Origin of the sequence: Escherichia sp. KTE172, assembly GCF_000408845.1 — a bacterium.
Lineage (GTDB): Bacteria > Pseudomonadota > Gammaproteobacteria > Enterobacterales > Enterobacteriaceae > Escherichia > Escherichia coli.
In genome coordinates, this window is the sequence record NZ_KE137316.1 from 3,355,782 (window position 1) to 3,382,216 (window position 26,435).

Sequence of the window (26,435 nt, forward strand, 5' to 3'; positions counted from 1 at the left end):
CTCTTAACTATTTATCTCTTTCTCTAATTAGTTAGAGATGCAGATAAAAAATTAAAGGCAATTATTCTCCGATAAAGACGCTGGTTAACAGAGTACAGGCTCGTTTATTGATAAGCATAATGACAAGAAAAACAATACGGCCCGAAATATAGCTTCCGGGCCATACTGTGTTTACTCAAACAAATTAAAATGCAGCTTCTGCACCACCTGCTCGGCATCTTCGCCGGGCACCAGGAAGCACAGGTTATGGCTGGATGCGCCGTAACAAATCATGCGAATGTTGAACGGTTCCAGTACGCCGAATACCTCTTTGCCAACGCCGCAGGCTTTTGACAGGTCATTGCCAATCAACGCGACCAGCGCCAGACCTTCCTCCACTTCTACCCGGCATAGTGCAGACAGCTCCATCAGCAGAGATTGCGTCAGCAAGGTATCGCCAGTGGAGGTTGAACCGGTGGTATCAAGGGTTAATGCCACGCTCACTTCTGACGTGGTGATTAAGTCTACCGAAATATTATGCCGCGCGAGGATGCCGAAAACTTCCGCGAGGAAACCGCGAGAATGCAGCATATTCAGGCTGTGCAAAGTGAGCAGAGTCTGATTGCGACGAAGCGCCAGCGCGCGGAATAGCGGCGGATTTTCAGTTTTATTGCACACCAGCGTACCACCTGCGCGTGGGTCTTTGCTGGAGCCGACAAAGACCGGGATATCGCTACGTACTGCGGGTAGCAACGTTGCCGGATGCAGTACTTTTGCACCAAAAGTTGCCATCTCTGCCGCTTCGGCAAACGCGATTTCATCAATGCGCTTTGCTGCGGAAACCACGCGTGGATCGGTGGTGTAGATACCCGGGACGTCGGTCCAGATATCAACACGAGATGCGTGTAAAGCCTCCGCCAGCAAGGCTGCCGTATAATCGCTGCCTCCACGGCCAAGCGTCGTTGTCCGACCTTTATTTTCGCTACCGATAAATCCCTGGGTGATCACTAAGCCTTCATTGAGGCGTGGGAGCAGCTGCAGCGCGGCCAGTTCCGCCAGCGCGGCTACATCTGGCTCTGCACGACCAAATCGGTCGTTGGTACGCATCACTTTACGTACATCAAACCACTGTGCCTGAACATCGCGTTCGCGCAGGATCTCAACAAACAGCAGGGTCGACATCAGCTCTCCGTGGCTGACCAGTTCATCTGTCAGCGCCGGAGACGTTGCCAGCGCCGCCGCTTCTGCCAGAACAGTAATGTTCTCCAGCAGACGTTCAATCTCTTCACGGATAACGTTCGGGTAACGCAGACGTTCCAGAATGGCAAACTGGATATTGCGGATTGCGTCGAGTTTTTCGAATCGCTCGCCAGGTTCCAGTCCTTCAGCTAAAGCGACCAGCAGATTAGTGATACCAGCAGAAGCCGAGAGGACAACTAAACGCACGTTGGCATCAGAAAGCACAATATCAGCGCTGCGGTTCATGGCGTCAAAATCAGCTACGCTGGTACCGCCAAATTTGGAGACAACAATTTCAGACATAACTACCTCGTGTCAGGGGATCCATTTTCAGCCTTGGCACAAGGGAAGAGCGGAAGACGGGTGGGCGCAGAGCGATACTTCGCTACTATTTTCACCCAGAAGTGCTCCACCACTTGCGAAACGCCCGACTGCGAACGCTTCTGGTGACAACCCAGGGGATTCAGCCCCTGTAGCCGATGATGAACGTGGCCAGCCGTTCAATCACCTCGGCGATGCACCCCCTCAGGTGTTATCACAGGACTGGCTCCTCCAACACCGTTACTTGGGCAACGCGCCTCTTCTGGCCTGCGCTAGCGCAGGTAGTACATTTATAAATAAAGGGTGAGCGGGGCGGTTGTCAACGATGGGGTCATGCGGATTTTTCATCCACTCCTGGCGGTCAGTAGTTCAGCTAATAAATGCTTCACTGCGCTAAGGGTTTACACTCAACATTACGCTAACGGCACTAAAACCATCACATTTTTCTGTGACTGGCGCTACAATCTTCCAAAGTCACAATTCTCAAAATCAGAAGAGTATTGCTAATGAAAAACATCAATCCAACGCAGACCGCTGCCTGGCAGGCACTACAGAAACACTTCGATGAAATGAAAGACGTTACGATCGCCGATCTTTTTGCTAAAGACGGCGATCGTTTTTCTAAGTTCTCCGCAACCTTCGACGATCAGATGCTGGTGGATTACTCCAAAAACCGCATCACTGAAGAGACGCTGGCGAAATTACAAGATCTGGCGAAAGAGTGCGATCTGGCGGGCGCGATTAAGTCGATGTTCTCTGGCGAGAAGATCAACCGCACTGAAAACCGCGCCGTGCTGCACGTAGCGCTGCGTAACCGTAGCAATACCCCGATTCTGGTTGATGGCAAAGACGTAATGCCAGAAGTCAACGCGGTGCTGGAGAAGATGAAAACCTTCTCGGAAGCGATTATCTCCGGTGAGTGGAAGGGTTATACCGGCAAAGCAATCACTGACGTAGTGAACATCGGGATCGGCGGTTCTGACCTCGGCCCGTACATGGTGACCGAAGCACTGCGTCCGTACAAAAATCACCTGAACATGCACTTTGTTTCTAACGTCGATGGGACTCACATCGCTGAAGTGCTGAAAAAAGTAAACTCGGAAACCACGTTGTTCCTGGTAGCCTCTAAAACCTTCACCACTCAGGAAACCATGACCAACGCCCATAGTGCGCGTGACTGGTTCCTGAAAGCGGCTGGTGATGAAAAACACGTTGCGAAACACTTTGCGGCGCTTTCCACCAATGCCAAAGCCGTTGGCGAGTTTGGTATTGATACTGCCAACATGTTCGAGTTCTGGGACTGGGTCGGCGGTCGTTACTCTTTGTGGTCAGCGATTGGCCTGTCGATTGTTCTCTCCATCGGCTTTGATAATTTTGTTGAACTGCTTTCTGGCGCACACGCGATGGACAAGCATTTCTCCACCACGCCTGCCGAGAAAAACCTGCCTGTACTGCTGGCGCTGATTGGCATCTGGTACAACAATTTCTTTGGTGCGGAAACTGAAGCGATTCTGCCGTATGACCAGTATATGCACCGTTTCGCGGCGTACTTCCAGCAGGGCAATATGGAGTCCAACGGTAAGTATGTTGACCGTAACGGTAACGTTGTGGATTACCAGACTGGCCCGATTATCTGGGGTGAACCAGGTACTAACGGTCAGCACGCGTTCTACCAGCTGATCCACCAGGGAACCAAAATTGTACCGTGCGATTTCATCGCTCCGGCTATCACCCATAACCCGCTCTCTGATCATCACCAGAAACTGCTGTCTAACTTCTTCGCTCAGACCGAAGCGCTGGCGTTTGGTAAATCCCGCGAAGTGGTTGAGCAGGAATATCGCGATCAGGGTAAAGATCCGGCAACCCTTGACTACGTGGTGCCGTTCAAAGTGTTCGAAGGTAACCGCCCGACCAACTCTATCCTGCTGCGCGAAATCACTCCGTTCAGCCTGGGTGCGTTGATTGCGCTGTATGAGCACAAAATCTTTACTCAGGGCGTGATCCTGAACATCTTCACCTTCGACCAGTGGGGCGTGGAGCTGGGTAAACAACTGGCGAACCGTATTCTGCCAGAGCTGAAAGATGATAAAGAAATCAGCAGCCACGATAGCTCGACCAATGGTCTGATTAACCGCTATAAAGCGTGGCGCGGTTAATCATCGTTCATGCCTGATGCCGCTATGTAGGCCGGATAAGGCGTTCACGCCGCATCCGGCAACCGATGCCGATATGTACATCGTATTCGGCAATTAATACATAGCACGATTGATTAAATAACCTTAATAACAATGCCGACGTTATGTCGGCATTTTTTTATCAGATAAATCCCCTTGTCTGTGATTTAACGGAAATCATGCCGTGAGGTTAATCCTAAAATAAATTTTTAATCGTGATTGATTTCGGAAAATACGTAGATTGATTATTTTTAATTCTATTTTAACTTTTTGATTTTTAATCTTATTTATATATAAGTTGAAACTTATATTTGATATTCATTCCAATTATCCTAAAACCCCATCGCTAATTCCCCACACCGTAATTCGCATGCTTTAGTTGTGTATACTCGATCCCGCCCGAAATGTTTTTGGGTAAATCTCCATTCATTCAATGAAGGGAAATTGTTATGAAAAAAGTTCTGTATGGCATTTTTGCCATATCTGCGCTTGCGGCGACTTCTGCGTGGGCTGCACCTGTACAGGTGGGCGAAGCGGCAGGGTCGGCAGCAACGTCGGTTTCGGCGGGGAGTTCCTCCGCGACCAGCGTCAGCACCGTAAGCTCGGCGGTGGGTGTCGCGCTCGCGGCAACCGGTGGCGGTGATGGTTCTAATACCGGGACCACAACAACCACGACCACCAGTACCCAGTAATAAAGTATGTATCCCCAAAATAATTCGAGTCATTGCATCTGTGGCTTGAAGTATGAAGGGATTTACCATAACCACACTCCGGTGTGGTTATTCTGCCCCTCTGGAGAAGAGTCGTGAAGCGACCTGCACTCATTCTTATCTGCCTGCTATTACAGGCCTGTTCAGCCACGACTAAAGAGCTGGGCAATTCGCTGTGGGACAGTCTGTTCGGCACGCCAGGCGTACAGCTGACGGACGATGATATTCAAAATATGCCCTACGCCAGCCAGTACATGCAGCTTAATGGCGGGCCGCAATTGTTTGTGGTGCTGGCCTTTGCTGAAGACGGACAACAAAAATGGGTCACTCAGGATCAGGCCACTCTCGTCACACAACATGGTCGTCTGGTGAAGACTTTGCTTGGCGGCGACAACCTGATTGACGTGAATAACCTTGCCGCCGACCCGCTGATTAAACCCGCACAAATTGTTGATGGTGCAACATGGACGCGCACGATGGGCTGGACCGAGTACCAGCAGGTACGCTACGCCACCGCACGCTCAGTCTTCAAATGGGATGGCACCGATACCGTCAAAGTCGGCAGCGATGAAACTCCGGTTCGCGTGCTGGACGAAGACGTCTCCACCGACCAGGCGCGCTGGCATAACCGCTATTGGATCGACAGCGAAGGGCAAATTCGCCAGTCGGAACAGTATCTCGGCGCGGATTATTTCCCGGTGAAAACCACTCTCATCAAGGCGGCAAAACAATGATTAAACAAACTATTGTCGCATTGATTTTGAGTGTGGGGGCGTCATCGGTCTTCGCGGCGGGAACCGTCAAGGTATTCAGCAATGGCAGCAGTGAGGCCAAAACGCTGACGGGGGCAGAGCATTTAATCGATCTGGTAGGCCAACCGCGGCTGGCAAACAGTTGGTGGCCCGGTGCGGTGATTAGCGAAGAGCTGGCAACGGCGGCAGCATTGCGTCAGCAGCAGGCGTTGCTGACACGGCTGGCAGAACAGGGCGCAGATTCCAGCGCCGACGATGCCGCTGCGATTAACGCCTTACGCCAGCAAATTCAGGCGTTGAAAGTGACGGGCAGGCAAAAAATCAATCTTGATCCCGATATCGTCCGCGTTGCCGAACGCGGTAACCCGCCGTTGCAGGGCAACTACACGCTGTGGGTCGGACCACCGCCGTCCACGGTCACGTTGTTCGGGCTTATCAGCCGTCCTGGCAAGCAGCCATTCACTCCAGGTCGCGACGTGGCGAGCTATCTCTCCGGGCAGAACCTGCTTAGCGGTGCGGATCGCAGCTACGCGTGGGTGGTTTACCCGGACGGACGCACGCAAAAAGCGCCGGTGGCTTACTGGAACAAGCGTCACGTAGAGCCGATGCCCGGCAGCATTATTTATGTTGGCCTCGCGGACTCCGTCTGGAGTGAGACGCCTGATGCCCTTAACGCCGACATTCTTCAGACTCTGACGCAGCGGATACCTCAATAATGAAAAAAAGACATCTGCTTAGCTTACTGGCGCTGGGCATTAGCACAGCTTGCTACGGCGAAACATATCCTGCGCCCATTGGTCCGTCGCAGTCGGATTTCGGTGGCGTAGGATTATTACAAACGCCCACCGCACGTATGGCACGGGAAGGGGAGCTGAGCCTGAACTATCGCGATAACGATCAGTACCGTTATTACTCAGCTTCAGTGCAACTCTTCCCGTGGCTGGAAACAACGCTGCGCTACACCGACGTGCGCACCCGGCAGTACAGCAGCGTCGAAGCATTCTCTGGCGATCAAACGTATAAAGATAAAGCCTTCGATCTCAAACTGCGTTTGTGGGAAGAGAGTTACTGGCTGCCGCAAGTGGCGGTTGGTGCGCGGGATATCGGCGGTACGGGGCTGTTTGATGCGGAATATCTTGTTGCCAGCAAAGCCTGGGGGCCGTTCGATTTTACGCTCGGCCTGGGATGGGGATATCTGGGCACCAGCGGTAATGTGAAAAATCCGCTCTGTTCAGCCAGTGATAAATATTGCTATCGCGATAACAGCTACAAACAGGCGGGATCTATCGACGGTAGCCAGATGTTCCACGGTCCTGCCTCACTGTTTGGCGGCGTGGAATACCAGACGCCCTGGCAACCGCTGCGCCTGAAACTGGAGTATGAAGGTAATAATTATCAGCAGGATTTTGCCGGGAAGCTGGAGCAAAAAAGTAAGTTTAACGTCGGGGCGATTTATCGCGTTACCGATTGGGCCGACGTTAACCTTAGCTATGAACGTGGCAACACCTTTATGTTTGGCGTTACGTTGCGCACCAACTTTAACGATCTGCGCCCGTCTTACAACGATAACGCCCGCCCGCAATATCAACCGCAGCCGCAGGATGCCATTTTGCAGCATTCGGTGGTGGCGAATCAGTTAACGCTGTTGAAATACAATGCCGGACTTGCCGATCCACAGATCCAGGCGAAAGGCGATACGCTGTATGTCACCGGCGAGCAGGTGAAATATCGTGATTCGCGTGAAGGGATCATCCGTGCTAATCGGATCGTGATGAACGATCTGCCGGATGGGATCAAAACGATCCGCATTACGGAAAATCGCCTTAACATGCCGCAGGTGACGACGGAAACCGATGTCGCCAGCCTGAAAAATCATCTCGCCGGAGAGCCGTTGGGCCACGAAACGACGCTGGCGCAAAAACGCGTCGAGCCAGTGGTTCCGCAGTCCACCGAGCAGGGCTGGTATATCGACAAATCACGCTTTGATTTCCATATCGATCCGGTGCTGAACCAGTCGGTCGGTGGCCCGGAAAACTTTTACATGTATCAGCTGGGCGTGATGGGAACGGCAGATTTGTGGCTGACGGACCATCTGCTGACCACTGGAAGCCTTTTTGCAAATCTTGCCAACAACTACGACAAGTTTAACTACACTAATCCACCGCAGGACTCGCACTTACCGCGCGTTCGTACCCATGTGCGCGAGTATGTGCAGAACGATGTCTATGTGAATAACCTGCAAGCCAACTACTTCCAGCATCTGGGTAACGGCTTCTACGGCCAGGTCTACGGAGGTTATCTCGAAACCATGTTTGGCGGTGCGGGGGCAGAAGTGTTGTATCGCCCGCTGGACAGCAACTGGGCGTTTGGTGTGGATGCCAACTACGTTAAACAGCGCGACTGGCGTAGTGCAAAAGATATGATGAAATTCACCGACTACAGCGTGAAAACCGGACATCTGACCGCCTACTGGACGCCATCTTTCGCTCAGGATGTGTTAGTTAAAGCCAGCGTCGGGCAGTATCTGGCTGGGGATAAAGGCGGCACGCTGGAGATCGCCAAACGCTTTGATAGCGGCGTGGTGGTGGGTGGCTATGCCACGATCACGAATGTTTCGAAAGAGGAGTACGGCGAAGGGGACTTCACCAAAGGCGTGTATGTCTCTGTACCGCTGGATCTCTTCTCGTCTGGCCCGACACGCAGCCGTGCGGCAATTGGCTGGACGCCGCTGACGCGTGACGGTGGTCAGCAACTTGGGCGTAAGTTCCAGTTGTATGACATGACCAGCGACCGTAGCGTCAATTTCCGCTAAGTCATGGAAAAGGTGCCAGTTTTCGCACTCACTGGCACCCTCATTCTTAATGGCCTGTCGAGCCATCAGGAACGCAGTTCACCCCCGGTTTGCGATCTGGTGTGTAAAGGCGAAAACATTCTGTCTTCCTGTCCGTCGATATTGGTTGCAGGTCTGGTTGCCTGAGCGACTGGGCCATCATTGGGCTGGAGACATTGCTTTGCGGTAGGTCGGTTTTATCAGCAGTACCGAGCGGACCAGCATAAGCAGGAAGAGCAGAGACTGATAACATCAAAGCAGCAAAATAAGGCTTCATTTTTACCACCTTTATCAGGTTACGTTTCATTTGTTCCAGAGGAACATTGTCGATTTTTCGCGCATTGCTGGTGGCTGGGAATCACCTGAATGGGTGATTTTTTGGACAGTGTGTTTTGCCAGATACGATGTTGATGGGAGATGCCACTTAATCCAGGTTGAACAAAACATACACAAAAAATATAGATCTCCGTCACATTTTTGCGTTATACAGGAAGCTCGCCACTGTGAAGGAGGTACTGCTATGACGTCACTCTCTCGTCCGTGCGTGGAGTTTATCTCCACCATTTTGCAGACCGTACTCAATCTTGGCCTGTTGTGCCTCGGCCTGATTTTGGTTGTCTTCCTCGGCAAAGAAACGGTACATCTGGCTGATGTGCTGTTCGCGCCAGAACAAACCAGTAAATATGAGCTGGTAGAAGGGCTGGTGGTTTACTTTCTCTATTTCGAATTTATCGCGCTGATTGTGAAATACTTTCAGTCCGGTTTTCACTTCCCGCTACGTTACTTTGTCTATATTGGGATCACCGCCATTGTGCGCTTGATCATCGTCGATCATAAATCGCCACTGGATGTGTTGATCTACTCGGCAGCGATCCTGTTGCTGGTGATCACCCTGTGGCTGTGTAATTCGAAACGGCTGAAGCGGGAGTAAAAAAAGGCGCTCCGTGGAGCGCCGAATAACAGTCACAAGTTGGGATAACGTAAGTTGAGGGTGCAGCGGCATAACATTGGCAGAACAACATCTTTAACCTTTCACACCACCTGCCGTCAGGCCGTTGACCAGCCAGCGTTGAGCCAGCAAGAAGACGATGGTGATCGGTAAAGCAGACATCACGGCAGCGGCAGCAAAGTCACCCCACAGGTAGTTTTGCGGGTTGAGGTATTGCTGCATCCCCACGGCCAGGGTGTAGCTGTTTACGTCACGCAGTAACAGCGACGCGACCGGAACTTCAGTAATGGCAGCGATAAACGACAGGATGAACACCACCGCCAGAATCGGTACTGACAGCGGCAACAGGACAAGGCGAAAGGCCTGCCACGGTGTCGCACCATCCAGCGCCGCCGCTTCTTCCAGCGAACTGTCGATGGTTTCGAAATAGCCTTTGATGGTCCAGACATGCAGCGCAATCCCACCCAGATACGCGAAAATTACGCCGCCGTGAGTATTCAGGCCAATGAATGGAATGTACTCACCCAGACGATCAAACAACGCATACAACGCGACCAGTGAAAGTACTGCCGGGAACATCTGGAAAATCAGCATTCCTTTCAGCAGCGTCGCTTTGCCTGGAAAGCGCATACGGGCGAAAGCGTAGGCGCAGGTGGTGGAGAGCGCCACAATGCCAATCGCGGAAATCCCGGCGACCTTTACCGAGTTCCACAGCCATAGCAGTACCGGAAACGGCGGCGGTGTAACGCGACCATCAGCCTGTTCCACGCTAAAACCTAATGCCAGTTTCCAGTGATCCCAGGAGATTTGCTCCGGGATCAGGCTGCCGGTCGCAAAGTTCCCCTGGCGCAGTGAGATAGCGACGACCATCAGCAGCGGGAACATAATCGCCGCGATAAAAAGTAGCAGTAGCAGGTGAGTAATAAACAAACGTGCTTTTTGCGATTTCGGTTGGACCATTGCCATTTTTGTTATCTCCCTTAATCAAACTTCATTCGCGTGGCTTTCAGGTTCACTATCGCCAGCGCACCCACCAGCAGGAAGATCAGCGTGGCAATTGCTGCCGCCAGACCGAAGTCCTGACCCCCGCCGCCTTCAAAAGCGATGCGGTAGGTGTAGTTAACAAGCAGGTCGGTATAACCGGCTGGCGTGGTCGTGCCAAGACGATCCGGACCGCCGTTGGTTAACAGTTGAATCAGCACGAAGTTGTTAAAGTTAAAGGCAAAGCTGGCGATCATCAGCGGCGTCAGCGGTTTAATCAGCAGCGGTAGCGTAATCTTAAAGAAGTTCTGGAATGGACCTGCGCCATCCATTGCTGAGGCTTCATACAAATCGTCCGGAATCGCTTTCAGCAAGCCCATGCAGAGGATCATCATGTACGGATAACCCAGCCAGGTGTTGACGATAATCAGCATCGTGCGGGCGGTGGTCGGATCGCTGAACCAGGCGGGCTTCACGCCAAACAGCGCACTCAACATCATGTTGATCTCACCGAAGCTCTGGTTAAACAACCCTTTGAAAATCAAGATTGAAATGAACGATGGCACCGCATAGGGCAGAATCAGCAGGACGCGATAGACCGCTTTGCCGCGCAACGCTTCCCACTGCACCAGACACGCCAGAACCATGCCGACCGCCACCGTTAAAAAGACAGTGATCAGCGAGAACACCACGGTCCAGACGAAAATGGCGAGGAACGGTTTCTGAATGCCTTCGTCGGTGAAGACGCGGGTAAAGTTTTTCCAGCCGGTGGTCACGGTATAACCGGGGCTTAGCTTTTCATCGCCCCAGTTGCCGTCGGCGGTAATGGACTGGTAAAAGCCAATTTGGTTATTCGGACGATATTTCACACCGCTCTGATTATTCGTCAACGTACCGTCACCGTCGAGTGTGTAGAGCGGCTGCGTGCCAGAAAACTGGCGCAGGGAGCTCATCATCACTTTGTTGCCATCCGGCAGAATGGCGGTAATGTCACTCAGCGCCTGACGATTCTGGGTAATCACGCGGAGATTCGCGCGTTCGCCTTCGGGCTGGGCGGTCGTTTCTTTCAGTTGCAGTTTTTGCTCGCCGCCAAATTTAAACGCGTCGGAGAGGTAATTTTTGCCGGTTTCGCCGTCGCTGAGCGCCAGTTGCCACTCATCGCCCGCCGGGTAAAGACCAAAATTATAGGTTTTGCCTGCTTGCCAGGAGCGATCTAACAACACTTCCTGCGCACGTTCAAAAGTCAGCTGGTTAGTGCTGCTGTAGTTGGTGAAGGCAATGGCGATGGTGCAGACCAAAGGGAAGAGGACGAATAATCCCATTCCAGCCATTCCCGGGTAAACATAGCGCCAGGCGTAGGCTTTACGATTGGCGAAAATATACAGCCCCGCTGAACTCAATATCAGCGTGGTAATGGCGAACAGGTATTCCCCTTGTGCGTACATTAAAACAACAAGGTAACCCACCAGCAGGCCGAGCAGACCTAGCACTGACCATTTCAGCGCGTCGCTTTGCCACCAATGTTTCTTTTTAATGACATCCATGGGGTTCTTCCTCATTCCAGGACGGATAAGGCTTTCACGCCTTATCCGACAACAACTGCCTGATGCGACACTGATGCGTCTTATCAGGCCTACATGCGTTTCAGTTTTGTAGGCCGGACAAGGCGTTCACGCCGCATCCGGCATTTCACAGCATTACTTGGTGATACGAGTCTGCGCGTCTTTCAGGGCTTCATCGACAGTCTGACGACCGCTGGCGGCGTTGATCACCGCAGTACGTACGGCATACCAGAAAGCGGACATCTGCGGGATGTTTGGCATGATTTCACCTTTCTGGGCGTTTTCCATGGTGGCAGCAATGCGTGGATCTTTCGCCAACTCTTCCTCGTAAGACTTCAGCGCTACGGCACCCAGCGGTTTATCTTTATTAACCGCTTCCAGACCTTCGTCAGTCAGCAGATAGTTTTCAAGGAACTCTTTCGCCAGCTCTTTGTTCGGACTGGCGGCGTTAATACCTGCGCTCAGCACGCCAACGAACGGTTTGGATGGATGACCCTTGAAGGTCGGCAGTACCGTTACACCATAATTCACTTTGCTGGTGTCGATGTTGGACCATGCCCACGGGCCGTTGATGGTCATCGCTGTTTCGCCTTTATTAAAGGCAGCTTCTGCGATGGAGTAATCGGTGTCTGCATTCATGTGTTTGTTTTTAATCAGGTCAACCAGGAAGGTCAGACCCGCTTTCGCGCCAGCGTTATCCACGCCCACGTCTTTAATGTCGTACTTGCCGTTTTCATACTTGAACGCATAACCCCCGTCAGCAGCAATCAGCGGCCAGGTGAAGTACGGTTCTTGCAGGTTGAACATCAGCGCGCTCTTGCCTTTCGCTTTCAGTTCTTTATCCAGCGCCGGGATCTCTTCCCAGGTTTTTGGCGGGTTCGGCAGCAGATCTTTGTTATAAATCAGCGATAACGCTTCAACAGCGATCGGGTAAGCAATCAGCTTGCCGTTGTAACGTACGGCATCCCAGGTAAACGGATACAGCTTGTCCTGGAACGCTTTGTCCGGGGTGATTTCAGCCAACAGGCCAGATTGAGCGTAGCCACCAAAGCGGTCGTGCGCCCAGAAGATAATGTCAGGGCCATCGCCAGTTGCCGCAACCTGAGGGAATTTCTCTTCCAGTTTATCCGGATGCTCAACGGTGACTTTAATTCCGGTATCTTTCTCGAATTTCTTACCGACTTCAGCGAGACCGTTATAGCCTTTATCGCCGTTAATCCAGATTACCAGTTTACCTTCTTCGATTTTGGCGAGAGCCGAGGCGGAAAACATCATCGTCGTTAATGCGGATAATGCGAGGATGCGTGCACCTGTTTTTATTTTCATAATCTATGGTCCTTGTTGGTGAAGTGCTCGTGAAAACACCTAAACGGACTCTAGTTTCTTTATACAGCAACCTCTTTCCATCCTCCTTGCCCCTACGCCCCACCGTTGCTTTGTGTGATCTCTGTTACAGAATTGGCGGTAATGTGGAGATGCGCACATAAAATCGCCACGATTTTTGCAAGCAACATCACGAAATTCCTTACATGACCTCGGTTTAGTTCACAGAAGCCGCGTTCTCATCCTCCCGCCTCCTCCCCCATAAAAAAGCCAGGGGGTGGAGGATTTAAGCCATCTCCTGATGACGCATAGTCAGCCCATCATGAATGTTGCTGTCGATGACAGGTTGTTACAAAGGGAGAAGGGCATGGCGAGCGTACAGCTGCAAAATGTAACGAAAGCCTGGGGCGAGGTCGTGGTATCGAAAGATATCAATCTCGATATCCATGAAGGTGAATTCGTGGTGTTTGTCGGACCGTCTGGCTGCGGTAAATCGACTTTACTGCGCATGATTGCCGGGCTTGAGACGATCACCAGCGGCGACCTGTTCATCGGTGAGAAACGGATGAATGACACTCCGCCAGCAGAACGCGGCGTTGGTATGGTGTTTCAGTCTTACGCGCTCTATCCCCACCTGTCAGTAGCAGAAAACATGTCATTTGGCCTGAAACTGGCAGGCGCAAAAAAAGAGGTGATTAACCAACGCGTCAACCAGGTGGCGGAAGTGCTACAACTGGCGCATTTGCTGGATCGCAAACCGAAAGCGCTCTCCGGTGGTCAGCGTCAGCGTGTGGCGATTGGCCGTACGCTGGTGGCCGAGCCAAGCGTATTTTTGCTCGATGAACCGCTCTCCAACCTCGATGCTGCACTGCGTGTGCAAATGCGTATCGAAATCTCCCGTCTGCATAAACGCCTGGGCCGCACAATGATTTACGTCACCCACGATCAGGTCGAAGCGATGACGCTGGCCGACAAAATCGTGGTGCTGGACGCTGGTCGCGTGGCGCAGGTTGGGAAACCGCTGGAGCTGTACCACTATCCGGCAGACCGTTTTGTCGCCGGATTTATCGGTTCGCCAAAGATGAACTTCCTGCCGGTAAAAGTGACCGCCACTGCAATCGATCAAGTGCAGGTGGAGCTGCCGATGCCAAATCGTCAGCAAGTCTGGCTGCCGGTTGAAAGCCGTGATGTCCAGGTTGGAGCCAATATGTCGCTGGGTATTCGCCCGGAACATCTACTGCCAAGTGATATCGCTGACGTCATCCTTGAGGGTGAAGTTCAGGTCGTCGAGCAACTCGGCAACGAAACCCAAATCCATATCCAGATCCCTTCCATTCGTCAAAACCTGGTGTACCGCCAGAACGACGTGGTGTTGGTAGAAGAAGGTGCCACATTCGCTATCGGCCTGCCGCCAGAGCGTTGCCATCTGTTCCGTGAGGATGGCACTGCATGTCGTCGACTGCATAAGGAGCCGGGCGTTTAAGCACCCCACAAAACACACAAAGCCTGTCACAGGTGATGTGAAAAAAGAAAAGCAATGACTCAGGAGATAGAATGATGATTACTCTGCGCAAACTTCCTCTGGCGGTTGCCGTCGCAGCGGGCGTAATGTCTGCTCAGGCAATGGCTGTTGATTTCCACGGCTATGCACGTTCCGGTATTGGCTGGACAGGTAGCGGCGGTGAACAACAGTGTTTCCAGACTACCGGTGCTCAAAGTAAATACCGTCTTGGCAACGAATGTGAAACTTATGCTGAATTAAAATTGGGTCAGGAAGTGTGGAAAGAGGGCGATAAGAGCTTCTATTTCGACACTAACGTGGCCTATTCCGTCGCACAACAGAATGACTGGGAAGCTACCGATCCGGCCTTCCGTGAAGCAAACGTGCAGGGTAAAAACCTGATCGAATGGCTGCCAGGCTCCACCATCTGGGCAGGTAAGCGCTTCTACCAACGTCATGACGTTCATATGATCGACTTCTACTACTGGGATATTTCTGGTCCTGGTGCCGGTCTGGAAAACATCGATGTTGGCTTCGGTAAACTCTCTCTGGCAGCAACCCGCTCCTCTGAAGCAGGTGGTTCTTCCTCTTTCGCCAGCAACAATATTTATGACTATACCAACGAAACCGCGAACGACGTTTTCGATGTGCGTTTAGCGCAGATGGAAATCAACCCGGGCGGCACATTAGAACTGGGTGTCGACTACGGTCGTGCCAACCTGCGTGATAACTATCGTCTGGTTGATGGCGCATCGAAAGACGGCTGGTTATTCACTGCTGAACATACTCAGAGTGTCCTGAAGGGCTTTAACAAGTTTGTTGTTCAGTACGCTACTGACTCGATGACCTCGCAGGGTAAAGGTCTGTCGCAGGGTTCTGGCGTCGCGTTTGATAACGAAAAATTTGCCTACAATATCAACAACAACGGTCACATGCTGCGTATCCTCGACCACGGAGCGATCTCCATGGGCGACAACTGGGACATGATGTACGTGGGTATGTACCAGGATATCAACTGGGATAACGACAACGGCACCAAGTGGTGGACCGTCGGTATTCGCCCGATGTACAAGTGGACGCCAATCATGAGCACCGTGATGGAAATCGGCTACGACAACGTCGAATCCCAGCGCACCGGCGACAAGAACAATCAGTACAAAATTACCCTTGCACAACAATGGCAGGCTGGCGACAGCATCTGGTCACGCCCGGCTATTCGTGTCTTCGCAACCTACGCCAAGTGGGATGAGAAATGGGGTTATGACTACAACGGCGATAGCAAGGTTAACCCGAACTACGGCAAAGCCGTTCCTGCTGATTTCAACGGCGGCAGCTTCGGCCGTGGTGACAGCGACGAGTGGACCTTCGGTGCCCAGATGGAAATCTGGTGGTAATAGCAAAACCTGGGCCGGATAAGGCGTTTACGCCGCATCCGGCATAAAACAGGTTGTCATTATCTGAAAGGGGCGAAAGCCCCTCTGATTATCGGGTTTAGCGCGCTATTGCCTGGCTACCGCTGAGCTCCAGATTTTGAGGTGAAACAATGAAAATGAATAAAAGTCTCATCGCCCTCTGTTTATCAGCAGGGTTGCTGGCAAGCGCGCCTGGAATCAGCCTTGCCGATGTTAACTACGTACCGCAAAACACCAGCGACGCGCCAGCCATTCCATCTGCCGCGCTGCAACAACTCACCTGGACACCGGTCGATCAATCTAAAACCCAGACCACCCAACTGGCGACTGGCGGCCAACAACTGAACGTTCCCGGCATCAGTGGTCCGGTTGCTGCGTACAGCGTCCCGGCAAACATTGGCGAACTGACCCTAACGCTGACCAGCGAAGTGAACAAACAAACTAGCGTATTTGCGCCGAACGTGCTGATTCTTGATCAGAATATGACCCCATCAGCCTTCTTCCCCAGCAGTTATTTCACCTACCAGGAACCAGGCGTGATGAGTGCAGATCGTCTGGAAGGCGTTATGCGCCTGACACCGGCGTTGGGGCAGCAAAAACTTTATGTTCTGGTCTTTACCACGGAAAAAGATCTCCAGCAGACGACCCAACTGCTCGACCCGGCTAAAGCCTATGCCAAAGGCGTCGGTAACTCGATCCCGGATATTCCTGACCCGGTTGCTCGTCATACCACCGATGGCTTACTGAAACTGAAAGTCAAAACGAACTCCAGTTCCAGCGTGTTGGTCGGGCCACTATTTGGTTCTTCCGCTCCAGCTCCGGTTACGGTAGGCAACACGGCGGCACCAGCTGTGGCTGCACCCGCTCCGGCACCGGTGAAGAAAAGCGAGCCGATGCTCAATGACACGGAAAGTTATTTTAATACCGCGATCAAAAACGCTGTCGCGAAAGGTGATGTTGATAAGGCGTTAAAACTGCTTGATGAAGCTGAACGCCTGGGGTCAACATCTGCCCGTTCCACCTTTATCAGCAGTGTAAAAGGCAAGGGGTAATTACGCCCCACAGTGCTGATTTTGCAACAACTGGTGCGTCTCCTGGCGCACCTTTTTTTATGCTTCATTCCAGGGATATGAGCGATTTTTTATAGTACTTCACTTCTTCTTCACTAAGAATATCCATTATCTCAATGCATTATCAGAGATTCTTTTCCTTTCGCCGGTAGTGTCTGGACGCTCAGGCTACTTTTTCCAGTTATTTCATTTCTGTAATGCAGAGGTTTTATGTTAGGTCATATCTCAAAGTTTGACGGCAATAACTCTTTGATAAAACATGATGTGGTGCAAGGAAATAATAAATTAGATCTTGATTTACTACGTAATTTTAATGGGGTGCCAGGTTTAAATAGAGATAACTTTATTTATATTAGTGATATATTTTTAAATATAAAACAACGGAACGAAAAAAATCATGCAATAAATATGTTTCGTGAAGTCTCAATCAGTAATGATATTATAAGCGTAAAATTCTATAGAAATGAAGAAATAGAATGTGCTTGTGATTTTCTGATGGATAAAGATGCGCAGGGGTATACTGACCTGTCTGATTTGGATTTAACAAGTTGTCATTTTAAAGGTGACGTTATTTCGAAGGTGTCTTTTTTATCGTCAAATCTACAACATGTAACATTCGAATGTAAAGAAATAGGGGATTGCAATTTTACTACTGCAACAGTTGATAATGTCATATTTAAATGTCGACGTTTACACAATGTGATTTTTATCAAAGCGAGTGGCGAATATGTCGATTTTAGCCAAAGTATTCTTGATACAGTTGACTTCTCGCGGAGCCAGCTTACTCATAGTAATTTTCGTGAATGTCAGATTAGAAATTCAAAGTTCAATAATTGTTATCTTTATGCTTCGCACTTCACCAGAGCAGAATTTCTTTCTGACAAAGAAATATCATTTATTAAATCGAATTTGACAGCTGTCGTGTTTGATCATGTGCGAATATCGACAGGGAATTTTAAAGACAGCGTTACACAACGAATGGTATTATCTATTGATTACTCAGATATATTTGGAAATGAATATCTCGATGGTTATATCAATAACATTATAAAAATGATTGATACATTGCCAGATGATCCAGCGATATTGAAATCCGTTCTGGCAGTAAAACTGGTGATGCAATTAAAAATTCTTAATATTGTTAATAAAAACTTTATTGAGAATATGAAGAAAATATTTAGCCATTGTCCTTATATAAAAGATCCAATTATACGTAGTTATATCCATCCTGATGAAGATAACAAGTTCGATAATTTTATGCGTCAAAATCGATTCAGTAAGATGAATTTCGATACCCAACAGATGATCGATTTTATTAACAGATTTAATATGAATAAATGGCTGATTGATCAAAATAACAATTTTTTTATCCAACTTATCGATCAGGCTCTACGATCAACGAATGATACGATCAAAGAAAATGCCTGGCATCTTTATAAAGAGTGGATTCGTAGTGATGATGTTTCACCTTTATTTATAGAAGTTGAAGATAATTTAAGAACCTTTAACACGAATGAATTAACACGAAACGATAATATCTTTATCCTGTTCTCCTCTGTCTATGATGGGCCAGTTATGGTGGTAAGCTCCCAGCGCTTACATGATATGTTGAATCCTACAAAAGATACCAATTGGAATTCCACGTATATCTACAAATCCAGACATGAGATGTTGCCTGTTAATCTTACTCCGGAAACACTTTTCGGCTCTAAATCTCAGGATAAACATGCGCTTTTCCCAATTTTTACTGCGAGTTGGCGAGCTAATCGTATAAAGAATAAAGGTATTTAAGTAAAGGAAAACATCATCGTTCCTGGCATCCTGGGCGGTGATGTCCCTATGGTTGCCCTCGCCAGCACGGGCATCGGCAAAGCGTAAGGTTCAACAGCGTTTTACCACTTCATGCGATTGTTGCGTTTTTGTTGCGCATTAGATCACTTAATTTGCTTTACATCTCCCGTAAACACTTTTCTGCGATACAATGCCTTTACGTTATGTAACGGAGAGTTCGGCATGTCACACCCCGCGTTAACGCAACTGCGTGCGCTGCGCTATTTTAAAGAGATCCCTGCCCTGGATACGCAACTGCTCGACTGGCTGTTGCTGGAAGATTCCATGACAAAACGTTTTGAACAGCAGGGAAAAACGGTGAGCGTGACGATGATCCGCGAAGGGTTTGTCGAGCAGAATGAAATCCCCGAAGAACTGCCGCTGCTGCCGAAAGAGTCTCGTTACTGGTTACGTGAAATTTTGTTATGTGCCGATGGTGAACCGTGGCTTGCCGGTCGTACCGTCGTTCCTGTGTCAACGTTAAGCGGGCCGGAGCTGGCGTTACAAAAATTGGGTAAAACGCCGTTAGGACGCTATCTGTTCACATCATCGACATTAACCCGGGACTTTATTGAGATAGGCCGTGATGCCGGACTGTGGGGGCGACGTTCCCGCCTGCGATTAAGCGGTAAACCGCTGTTGCTAACAGAACTGTTTTTACCGGCGTCACCGTTGTACTAAGAGGAAAAAAATATGGAGTGGAGTCTGACGCAGAATAAGCTGCTGGCGTTTCATCGCTTAATGCGTACGGATAAGCCAATTGGCGCGTTACTGCTGCTCTGGCCAACATTATGGGCGTTGTGGGTGGCGACACCGGGCGTTCCCCAGCTCTGGATCCTGGCGGTGTTTGTCGCGGGTGTCTGGCTGATGCGCGCTGCTGGTTGCGTGGTGAATGATTATGCTGACCGCAAGTTTGATGGTCATGTTAAGCGCACGGCGAACCGACCGCTTCCCAGCGGCGCGGTAACGGAGAAAGAGGCGCGCGCGCTGTTTGTCGTGCTGGTACTGATTTCGTTTTTACTGGTGCTGACGCTGAATACGATGACCATTCTGTTGTCGATTGCCGCGCTAGCGCTGGCGTGGGTGTACCCGTTTATGAAGCGGTATACCCATCTACCGCAAGTGGTGCTGGGCGCGGCGTTTGGCTGGTCGATTCCAATGGCTTTTGCTGCTGTGAGTGAGTCGGTGCCATTGAGTTGCTGGTTAATGTTCCTCGCCAATATTCTCTGGGCGGTGGCATACGACACGCAGTATGCGATGGTTGACCGCGATGATGATGTGAAGATTGGCATTAAATCCACCGCAATCCTGTTCGGCCAATACGATAAATTGATTATTGGTATATTGCAGATTGGCGTACTGGCGTTGATGGCGATTATCGGTGAGTTAAATGGCTTAGGCTGGGGATATTACTGGTCAATTCTGGTGGCTGGCGCGCTGTTTGTTTATCAACAAAAACTGATTGCCAACCGCGAGCGTGAAGCCTGCTTTAAAGCGTTTATGAATAATAACTATGTTGGTCTGGTACTGTTTTTAGGGCTGGCAATGAGTTACTGGCATTTCTGATGATGTAAAAAAGCCGGATGATCATCCGGCTTTCTTCTGGGCTGCCTGATGCGCTGCGCTTCTCAGACCTACACAACATATCGCAATTTATTGAATTTGCAGATCATGGTAGGCCGAATAAGGCGTTTGCGCCGCATCCGGCAATTCTCACTGATTACCCTTCGCCCTGCGTCGCACTCTCAATCGTCAAACGCACGTCTGATGTAATCAACTCCGCCAGCAACTGATACACCTTCATCGTTTCTGCCGGTTCGGCGTCGCCGCTATCGCTGATATACCCTTCATCACGCAGTGTCAGCACCAGAGAACTGAACACCGCCTTGTCGAAGAACTCCGGCGCGTTGATACCGTGCAGCACGGAGAGACGTTGCGCGACGGTGCGGCTCTCTTTCTCCAGCGTACCGCGGTTGATCGACGGGTTGGCGCTCAACAGCCAAAAAGTGATGGCATAACGTTGCAGCGTTTCGCGCGCGCCTGCGGCCAGCAGCTGTAGCGTGCGAGAATGCGCCGGGTTGATATGCAACTCATCATCTTGCAGGGTAATCAGCCCCTGACGTTGCATCTCATTTGCCAGCGCATCAATAACGTCCGGTAACTCGTCGCGATCCCAGCGCAGGAACAGTTCCGCTTTCAGCATTGGGTAAAGCACATTGACGTGCTCCATCAATACGTCGCGGGAGATGTGGCGATGCTGGGTGACAATTGCCGCCATCAGCGAAGGCAGCACCAACATATGCGCAATGTTGTTGCGATAGTAGGTCATCAGCACCGCTTGCTCGCGCGGCAGAATGATGATGTCGCCGATAGTGTCTTTCTCAACTTCAAACTTGTTCATTTGCAGCGCGTGATCGATAAGCTCGCTGGCGCTGGCTGAAGGAACGGTAGAGTCCGTGGAGTAAGGTACGTTGCGCATCAGATCCAGGTAGCAGTTGAGTTGCTCGGTTAACTGCTCGCGGGTGAGTGAGCGCTGACGTGACGCCAGTAGCGCAGTACAGCACAGGTTCATGGCGTTTGCCGCGCCTGCGTTGTTAATGCGTACCATCAGATCGGCAGCAATATTATTGACCGTCGGCGTTAACCAGGCCGGACGCACCGCTTCGATGGGATCGATAGATTCACGCCAGTCTGGTACGTGCTGGTTAAGGTAGGTCATCAACGGCATTGGTTCACCGAAGTTGACGTAACCCTGACCGAGATTACGCAGCTTGCTTAAACCGCGCAGCATCTGCGGCAGGCTCTCTTTCTCTTTCGTCGCGCCGCGCAGTTCTTTGGCGTAAGTACCCACTTCCATGACGTGCTCATAACCGATATAGATCGGAATCAGCGTAATCGGACGCGTGCCGCCACGCAGCATCGCCTGAATGGTCATCGACAGCGTACCGGTTTTCGGATCCAGCAAACGCCCCGTACGGGAACGACCGCCTTCTACGAAGTACTCGACGGAATAACCACGGCTGAACAGTTCGCCGAGATACTCACGGAAAACGGTGGAATAGAGCTTATTGCCTTTAAACGTACGGCGAATAAAGAACGCACCCAGACGGCGGAAAATCGGCCCGGCCGGCCAGAAGTTCAGGTTGATCCCGGCGGCGATATGCGGCGGCACCAGCCCCTGGTGATACAGCACGTAAGAAAGCAGCAGGTAGTCCATGTGACTGCGGTGGCAAGGCACATACACCAGCTCATGACCGTCGTGGGCCAACTGGCGAACGCGCTCGGCGTTATGGACGTTGATACCCTGGTAAAGTCGGTTCCAGGTGAAGCCCAGAATACGGTCAGTCAGGCGAATCATCTCGTAAGAGAAATTCGCCGCAATCTCTTCCATCAGTGCAATCGCGTTCTGCTGCGCTTTTTCATGGGAGATTTTTTTGCTGCGCGCTTCATCTTCTACCGCTTTGGCAATGGCGCGGGAGGCGAGCAGCTTATTAAACAGATCCTGACGAGCAGGCAAACGTGGGCCTACGGCAGCCAGACGTTGACGGGCAAAGTGCATACGCGCCACGCGCGCCAGTTTTTGCGCGATAGTTTTATCCGTGCCGTGTTCATCCGCCATACGGCGCAGCGAAACTGACGGTGAGAAACGCACAAAACTGTCGCGACCGAGCCACAGTACGGCGAAAAATTTCTGTACGCCGTTAAGCATACGCAGTGGCGGGTTTACTTCGCCTTTTTCACGCCCCGGCGCGCGACCAAACATCACCGATACTGGCACCATCTGCACATCCAGATTTGGGTTGCTACGGTGCAAATCGAGATAGTCGTGGAACAGCTTAATAGACTCTTCTTTCGGCGTGTAATAGGTGAATACACGCGGCCCGCCGTGAATGAACACATAGCGCGGCAGTAGCGTGCCGTCGATTTCCAGCGGCTCTAACGGGTCAGGCAAGTCATGAGCCAGACACTGGGCGCGCAACGTCAGCAAATCTGCTTTCGAGTTGTACGGTAAAACGTACATAATTGGACGAGAAGTATCCAGCCCCAGTTCCGGGGCAGGATCTGCCGGAATAGACTTGCTTTTTACCAGGATGCTTAATGGTAAATTCAGTAATTTGTAGTAAATTCGTGGCCAGCCGGACATAAACGATGTAAAGCCTCTGGTTAATAATGCAAATGCGCGGCAAGGATAGCAGAAAGTCATGGGAAATTCTGTGGTATCCGCTCATGTTTCGCGCGGCGTTACGCAAACCCGAATCATCGGATTTAACGGTACACTGATATTGACGCTCATAATGTAAAAAGGTTCTTTCAATGGCCAATAATACCACTGGACTCACCCGAATTATCAAAGCTGCTGGCTATTCCTGGAAAGGTTTACGCGCTGCATGGATCAACGAAGCGGCATTCCGTCAGGAAGGCGTAGCGGTATTGTTGGCGGTGGTCATCGCCTGCTGGCTGGATGTGGACGCAATTACCCGCGTGCTGCTTATCAGCTCCGTGATGCTGGTGATGATTGTGGAAATCCTCAATAGCGCCATCGAAGCAGTGGTTGACCGAATTGGCTCTGAATACCATGAGCTATCCGGACGCGCTAAAGATATGGGATCCGCCGCGGTGCTGATTGCGATTATCGTCGCCGTGATTACCTGGTGCATCCTGTTATGGTCGCATTTTGGATAACCCTTCCAGATTTCGATAAATCTCTGGTTTATTGTGCAGTTTATGGTTCCAAAATCGCCTTTTGCTGTATATACTCACAGCATAACTGTATATACACCCAGGGGGCGGAATGAAAGCGTTAACGGCCAGGCAACAAGAGGTGTTTGATCTCATCCGTGATCACATCAGCCAGACAGGTATGCCGCCGACGCGTGCGGAAATCGCGCAGCGTTTGGGGTTCCGTTCCCCAAACGCGGCTGAAGAACATCTGAAGGCGCTGGCACGCAAAGGCGTTATTGAAATTGTTTCCGGCGCATCACGCGGGATTCGTCTGTTGCAGGAAGAGGAAGAAGGGTTGCCGCTGGTAGGTCGTGTGGCTGCCGGTGAACCGCTTCTGGCGCAACAGCATATTGAAGGTCATTATCAGGTCGATCCTTCCTTATTCAAGCCGAATGCTGATTTCCTGCTGCGCGTCAGCGGGATGTCGATGAAAGATATCGGCATTATGGATGGCGACTTGCTGGCAGTGCATAAAACTCAGGATGTACGTAACGGTCAGGTCGTTGTCGCACGTATTGATGACGAGGTTACTGTTAAGCGCCTGAAAAAACAGGGCAATAAAGTCGAACTGTTGCCAGAAAATAGCGAGTTTAAACCAATTGTCGTTGACCTTCGTCAGCAGAGCTTCACCATTGAAGGGCTGGCGGTTGGAGTTATTCGCAACGGCGACTGGCTGTAACATATCTCTGAGACCGCGATGCCGCCTGGCGTCGCGGTTTGTTTTTCATCTCTCTTCATCAGGCTTGTCTGCATGGCATTCCTCACTTCATCTGATAAAGCACTCTGGCATCTCGCCTTACCCATGATTTTCTCCAATATCACCGTTCCGTTGCTGGGACTGGTCGATACGGCGGTAATTGGTCATCTTGATAGCCCGGTTTATTTGGGCGGCGTGGCGGTTGGTGCAACGGCGACCAGCTTTCTCTTTATGCTGTTGCTTTTTTTGCGCATGAGCACTACCGGGCTGACTGCGCAGGCTTATGGTGCCAAAAATCCTCAGGCATTAGCCCGTGCGCTGGTGCAACCGTTGCTGTTGGCGTTGGGGGCCGGGGCGTTAATTGCGCTGCTGCGTACGCCGATTATCGATCTGGCGCTGCATATTGTTGGCGGCAGCGAAGCGGTGCTAGAACAGGCGCGGCGCTTTCTTGAAATCCGCTGGTTAAGCGCACCGGCGTCGCTGGCGAATCTGGTATTACTTGGTTGGTTACTCGGCGTGCAATATGCCCGTGCACCAGTAATTTTGTTAGTGGTCGGCAATATCCTCAACATTGTGCTGGATGTCTGGCTGGTGATGGGGCTGCATATGAACGTGCAGGGCGCGGCGCTGGCGACGGTTATTGCGGAATATGCAACATTGCTGATTGGTCTGCTAATGGTGCGTAAAATCCTCAAACTACGCGGAATCTCCGGCGAAATGCTGAAAACTGCCTGGCGAGGAAACTTCCGTCGCTTGCTGGCGCTTAACCGCGATATCATGCTGCGCTCGCTGTTGTTGCAACTCTGTTTCGGCGCGATCACCGTACTTGGCGCGCGACTGGGGAGTGACATTATCGCTGTTAACGCGGTTCTGATGACGTTACTCACCTTTACCGCCTATGCGCTGGATGGTTTTGCCTACGCGGTTGAAGCACATTCTGGTCAGGCGTACGGTGCGCGCGACGGTAGCCAGTTACTGGATGTCTGGCGGGCAGCGTGCCGCCAGTCGGGGATTGTAGCGTTACTGTTTTCGGTGGTTTATTTGCTGGCAGGGGAACACATCATTGCATTGCTGACGTCGTTAACCCAGATTCAGCAGCTGGCCGACCGCTATCTTATCTGGCAGGTGATTTTGCCGTTGGTCGGCGTCTGGTGTTATCTGCTCGACGGCATGTTTATAGGTGCAACGCGCGCCGCCGAAATGCGTAACAGTATGGCGGTGGCCGCCGCAGGTTTTGCGCTGACGCTCCTTACGCTGCCGTGGCTGGGTAATCATGGTTTGTGGCTGGCATTAACCGTCTTTCTGGCTTTGCGCGGGCTTTCTCTGGCGGCTATCTGGCGGCGTCACTGGCGCAACGGTACCTGGTTTGCCGCAACGTGACGGTTAAAAATTCTGAATAAATAATCCTAAGCCAAATTGCTGACTACACTTAATCTCACGTTCAGAAGAAAAGTGAACGTACTCTCATTCACAACCTAACGATGAGGTCTTGATTATGAATAAAGATGAAGCCGGCGGTAACTGGAAACAGTTTAAAGGTAAAGTGAAAGAGCAATGGGGCAAACTGACCGATGATGATATGACGATCATTGAAGGTAAACGTGATCAACTGGTCGGTAAAATCCAGGAACGTTATGGTTATCAGAAAGATCAGGCAGAAAAAGAGGTCGTGGATTGGGAAACCCGCAATGAGTATCGCTGGTAATTAATCCCTCCTGCCCGACGTGTACAAGGATGTACGCCCTCTTAACGTGATTTCTTTTTCACCTGTACAGAGTGATCATGCTGGCACTGTTCAGGATGACGACACGCTTCCACTTCCACGCATGCCGCACAGAGTCCATGTGCTTCAATCACATTATGCCGCAGGGCAAACCCCATTTTGGCCGCCAGCGTATGCATAATGTCTTCCACGCCTTCTGCACACTCTTCTTTCACTGCGCCGCAGCGATCGCAAATAAACATGGCTGAAGTATGAGTGGGCTGGTCGAACAGATGACAGAGCACATAACTGTTGGTGGATTCCACCTTATGCACAAAACCTTGCTCAAGCAGAAAATCCAGCGCGCGATAAACCGTTGGCGGCTTGGCTTGCGGTTCAGCTTCGCGCAGCAAATCAAGCAGATCATAAGCGCTGATAGCGCCATCCTGCAGACTCATCAGGCGCAACACTTCCAGGCGCTGTGGGGTCAGGCGCACATTACGCTGCGCACAGATTTTTTCAGCCTGCGCTAATAACTCCTGCGTTGTGGTCTTTTCCATCGGGCACCTCAAAGTGGGGGTTAAGAATGTCCTTACTTTACCATGTTCCAGGAAAAACACCGAGAACCCTTAATGTTGCCGTAATGTTGATTTTTTGATTTGTCGGTAAGGTGTTGTGTTG

Annotated in this window: 23 protein-coding genes and 1 riboswitch; of the genes, 16 read left to right on the forward strand and 7 right to left on the reverse strand. The window is 51.0% G+C overall.

The genetic code is table 11. The annotated features are described in order from the left end of the window. Positions 1–171 precede the first annotated feature (171 nt). The gene (gene lysC / locus G434_RS08150) at positions 172–1,521 is read right to left on the reverse strand and encodes a lysine-sensitive aspartokinase 3 (RefSeq protein ID WP_001290321.1); all 1,350 of its coding nucleotides are present in this window, start codon (positions 1,519–1,521) and stop codon (positions 172–174) included. 91 nt (positions 1,522–1,612) lie between these two features. Continuing rightward, positions 1,613–1,809, reverse strand: a riboswitch (Lysine riboswitch). A 236-nt stretch (positions 1,810–2,045) separates the two neighbouring features. Here lysC and pgi point away from each other — a divergent pair. The 5 genes from pgi (at position 2,046) to G434_RS08125 (ending at position 7,987) form a co-directional block, all read left to right on the forward strand. Then, entirely contained in the window at positions 2,046–3,695 is a 1,650-nt protein-coding gene (gene pgi / locus G434_RS08145; RefSeq protein WP_000789993.1) for a glucose-6-phosphate isomerase, read from the forward strand. 467 nt (positions 3,696–4,162) lie between these two features. Then, the gene (gene yjbE, locus G434_RS08140; RefSeq protein ID WP_000757333.1) at positions 4,163–4,405 is read left to right on the forward strand and encodes an exopolysaccharide production protein YjbE; all 243 of its coding nucleotides are present in this window, start codon (positions 4,163–4,165) and stop codon (positions 4,403–4,405) included. A gap of 113 nt (positions 4,406–4,518) precedes the next feature. After that, the gene (locus G434_RS08135) at positions 4,519–5,157 is read left to right on the forward strand and encodes a YjbF family lipoprotein (protein ID WP_001305725.1); all 639 of its coding nucleotides are present in this window, start codon (positions 4,519–4,521) and stop codon (positions 5,155–5,157) included. Further along, positions 5,154–5,891, forward strand: coding sequence for a capsule biosynthesis GfcC family protein (locus G434_RS08130; protein WP_000595531.1), 738 nt, complete (start codon positions 5,154–5,156; stop codon positions 5,889–5,891). Before G434_RS08135 ends, G434_RS08130 begins: the two co-directional genes overlap by 4 nt. Next, positions 5,891–7,987, forward strand: coding sequence for a YjbH domain-containing protein (locus G434_RS08125; RefSeq protein ID WP_000745778.1), 2,097 nt, complete (start codon positions 5,891–5,893; stop codon positions 7,985–7,987). Before G434_RS08130 ends, G434_RS08125 begins: the two co-directional genes overlap by 1 nt. Before the next feature lie 46 nt (positions 7,988–8,033). Here the strand turns inward: G434_RS08125 and G434_RS29240 are convergent, their stop codons facing one another. Continuing rightward, entirely contained in the window at positions 8,034–8,312 is a 279-nt protein-coding gene (locus G434_RS29240) for a hypothetical protein (RefSeq protein WP_001323121.1), read from the reverse strand. Positions 8,313–8,525: 213 nt separating this feature from the next. Between G434_RS29240 and psiE the strand changes: the two genes are divergently transcribed. After that, the gene (gene psiE / locus G434_RS08120) at positions 8,526–8,936 is read left to right on the forward strand and encodes a phosphate-starvation-inducible protein PsiE (protein ID WP_001309131.1); all 411 of its coding nucleotides are present in this window, start codon (positions 8,526–8,528) and stop codon (positions 8,934–8,936) included. 93 nt (positions 8,937–9,029) lie between these two features. Here psiE and malG read toward each other — a convergent pair whose 3' ends face one another. The 3 genes from malG to malE all read right to left on the reverse strand — a co-directional run bounded on the left by malG (position 9,030) and on the right by malE (position 12,823). After that, entirely contained in the window at positions 9,030–9,920 is an 891-nt protein-coding gene (malG, locus tag G434_RS08115; RefSeq protein WP_001252069.1) for a maltose ABC transporter permease MalG, read from the reverse strand. A gap of 14 nt (positions 9,921–9,934) precedes the next feature. After that, positions 9,935–11,479: a maltose ABC transporter permease MalF gene (gene malF / locus G434_RS08110; protein WP_001297290.1), complete on the reverse strand. Its 1,545-nt coding sequence runs from the start codon at positions 11,477–11,479 to the stop codon at positions 9,935–9,937. A gap of 153 nt (positions 11,480–11,632) precedes the next feature. Further along, positions 11,633–12,823, reverse strand: coding sequence for a maltose/maltodextrin ABC transporter substrate-binding protein MalE (gene malE, locus G434_RS08105; RefSeq protein ID WP_000695381.1), 1,191 nt, complete (start codon positions 12,821–12,823; stop codon positions 11,633–11,635). 364 nt (positions 12,824–13,187) lie between these two features. On the opposite strand from malE, the gene malK reads away from it, so the two are divergent. The 6 genes from malK (at position 13,188) to ubiA (ending at position 20,199) form a co-directional block, all read left to right on the forward strand. After that, positions 13,188–14,303, forward strand: coding sequence for a maltose/maltodextrin ABC transporter ATP-binding protein MalK (gene malK / locus G434_RS08100; protein WP_000179165.1), 1,116 nt, complete (start codon positions 13,188–13,190; stop codon positions 14,301–14,303). A 71-nt stretch (positions 14,304–14,374) separates the two neighbouring features. Next, on the forward strand, positions 14,375–15,715 hold the full coding sequence (lamB, locus tag G434_RS08095) for a maltoporin LamB (protein WP_000973658.1): 1,341 nt from the start codon (positions 14,375–14,377) through the stop codon (positions 15,713–15,715). Positions 15,716–15,864: 149 nt separating this feature from the next. Then, positions 15,865–16,785 (forward strand): maltose operon protein MalM, encoded by a 921-nt coding sequence (gene malM, locus G434_RS08090; protein WP_000783444.1) that lies wholly within the window; start codon positions 15,865–15,867, stop codon positions 16,783–16,785. A gap of 228 nt (positions 16,786–17,013) precedes the next feature. After that, positions 17,014–18,594 (forward strand): SopA family protein, encoded by a 1,581-nt coding sequence (locus tag G434_RS08085; RefSeq protein WP_000900533.1) that lies wholly within the window; start codon positions 17,014–17,016, stop codon positions 18,592–18,594. A gap of 222 nt (positions 18,595–18,816) precedes the next feature. Continuing rightward, a complete protein-coding gene (ubiC, locus tag G434_RS08080; protein ID WP_001305723.1) occupies positions 18,817–19,314 on the forward strand; it encodes a chorismate lyase in 498 nt (165 codons plus the stop codon). 12 nt (positions 19,315–19,326) lie between these two features. Then, the gene (gene ubiA, locus G434_RS08075; protein ID WP_000455227.1) at positions 19,327–20,199 is read left to right on the forward strand and encodes a 4-hydroxybenzoate octaprenyltransferase; all 873 of its coding nucleotides are present in this window, start codon (positions 19,327–19,329) and stop codon (positions 20,197–20,199) included. A gap of 154 nt (positions 20,200–20,353) precedes the next feature. Here ubiA and plsB read toward each other — a convergent pair whose 3' ends face one another. Continuing rightward, entirely contained in the window at positions 20,354–22,777 is a 2,424-nt protein-coding gene (gene plsB / locus G434_RS08070; protein WP_000017354.1) for a glycerol-3-phosphate 1-O-acyltransferase PlsB, read from the reverse strand. A 170-nt stretch (positions 22,778–22,947) separates the two neighbouring features. On the opposite strand from plsB, the gene dgkA reads away from it, so the two are divergent. From dgkA to G434_RS08050, 4 genes are all read left to right on the forward strand, one after another. Beyond that, a complete protein-coding gene (gene dgkA, locus G434_RS08065) occupies positions 22,948–23,316 on the forward strand; it encodes a diacylglycerol kinase (protein WP_000002913.1) in 369 nt (122 codons plus the stop codon). 109 nt (positions 23,317–23,425) lie between these two features. Continuing rightward, positions 23,426–24,034 (forward strand): transcriptional repressor LexA, encoded by a 609-nt coding sequence (gene lexA / locus G434_RS08060; RefSeq protein ID WP_000646078.1) that lies wholly within the window; start codon positions 23,426–23,428, stop codon positions 24,032–24,034. A gap of 72 nt (positions 24,035–24,106) precedes the next feature. Further along, a complete protein-coding gene (gene dinF, locus G434_RS08055) occupies positions 24,107–25,432 on the forward strand; it encodes an MATE family efflux transporter DinF (protein WP_001301116.1) in 1,326 nt (441 codons plus the stop codon). 115 nt (positions 25,433–25,547) lie between these two features. Next, positions 25,548–25,757, forward strand: a complete 210-nt coding sequence (locus tag G434_RS08050; RefSeq protein ID WP_001030593.1) for a CsbD family protein — start codon at positions 25,548–25,550, stop codon at positions 25,755–25,757. A gap of 41 nt (positions 25,758–25,798) precedes the next feature. Here G434_RS08050 and zur read toward each other — a convergent pair whose 3' ends face one another. Beyond that, entirely contained in the window at positions 25,799–26,314 is a 516-nt protein-coding gene (gene zur / locus G434_RS08045) for a zinc uptake transcriptional repressor Zur (RefSeq protein WP_000416263.1), read from the reverse strand. Between the last annotated feature and the right edge of the window lie 121 nt (positions 26,315–26,435).

Bases quoted from the DNA above. Each gene is read 5' to 3' on its own strand.
- lysC (WP_001290321.1), bottom strand. From the start codon at position 1,521: ATGTCTGAAATTGTTGTCTCCAAATTTGGCGGTACCAGCGTAGCTGAT.
- pgi (WP_000789993.1), top strand. From the start codon at position 2,046: ATGAAAAACATCAATCCAACGCAGACCGCTGCCTGGCAGGCACTACAG.
- yjbE (WP_000757333.1), top strand. From the start codon at position 4,163: ATGAAAAAAGTTCTGTATGGCATTTTTGCCATATCTGCGCTTGCGGCG.
- G434_RS08130 (WP_000595531.1), top strand. From the start codon at position 5,154: ATGATTAAACAAACTATTGTCGCATTGATTTTGAGTGTGGGGGCGTCA.
- G434_RS08125 (WP_000745778.1), top strand. From the start codon at position 5,891: ATGAAAAAAAGACATCTGCTTAGCTTACTGGCGCTGGGCATTAGCACA.
- G434_RS29240 (WP_001323121.1), bottom strand. From the start codon at position 8,312: ATGAAACGTAACCTGATAAAGGTGGTAAAAATGAAGCCTTATTTTGCT.
- psiE (WP_001309131.1), top strand. From the start codon at position 8,526: ATGACGTCACTCTCTCGTCCGTGCGTGGAGTTTATCTCCACCATTTTG.
- malG (WP_001252069.1), bottom strand. From the start codon at position 9,920: ATGGCAATGGTCCAACCGAAATCGCAAAAAGCACGTTTGTTTATTACT.
- malF (WP_001297290.1), bottom strand. From the start codon at position 11,479: ATGGATGTCATTAAAAAGAAACATTGGTGGCAAAGCGACGCGCTGAAA.
- malE (WP_000695381.1), bottom strand. From the start codon at position 12,823: ATGAAAATAAAAACAGGTGCACGCATCCTCGCATTATCCGCATTAACG.
- malK (WP_000179165.1), top strand. From the start codon at position 13,188: ATGGCGAGCGTACAGCTGCAAAATGTAACGAAAGCCTGGGGCGAGGTC.
- lamB (WP_000973658.1), top strand. From the start codon at position 14,375: ATGATGATTACTCTGCGCAAACTTCCTCTGGCGGTTGCCGTCGCAGCG.
- malM (WP_000783444.1), top strand. From the start codon at position 15,865: ATGAAAATGAATAAAAGTCTCATCGCCCTCTGTTTATCAGCAGGGTTG.
- G434_RS08085 (WP_000900533.1), top strand. From the start codon at position 17,014: ATGTTAGGTCATATCTCAAAGTTTGACGGCAATAACTCTTTGATAAAA.
- ubiC (WP_001305723.1), top strand. From the start codon at position 18,817: ATGTCACACCCCGCGTTAACGCAACTGCGTGCGCTGCGCTATTTTAAA.
- ubiA (WP_000455227.1), top strand. From the start codon at position 19,327: ATGGAGTGGAGTCTGACGCAGAATAAGCTGCTGGCGTTTCATCGCTTA.
- plsB (WP_000017354.1), bottom strand. From the start codon at position 22,777: ATGTCCGGCTGGCCACGAATTTACTACAAATTACTGAATTTACCATTA.
- dgkA (WP_000002913.1), top strand. From the start codon at position 22,948: ATGGCCAATAATACCACTGGACTCACCCGAATTATCAAAGCTGCTGGC.
- lexA (WP_000646078.1), top strand. From the start codon at position 23,426: ATGAAAGCGTTAACGGCCAGGCAACAAGAGGTGTTTGATCTCATCCGT.
- dinF (WP_001301116.1), top strand. From the start codon at position 24,107: ATGGCATTCCTCACTTCATCTGATAAAGCACTCTGGCATCTCGCCTTA.
- G434_RS08050 (WP_001030593.1), top strand. From the start codon at position 25,548: ATGAATAAAGATGAAGCCGGCGGTAACTGGAAACAGTTTAAAGGTAAA.
- zur (WP_000416263.1), bottom strand. From the start codon at position 26,314: ATGGAAAAGACCACAACGCAGGAGTTATTAGCGCAGGCTGAAAAAATC.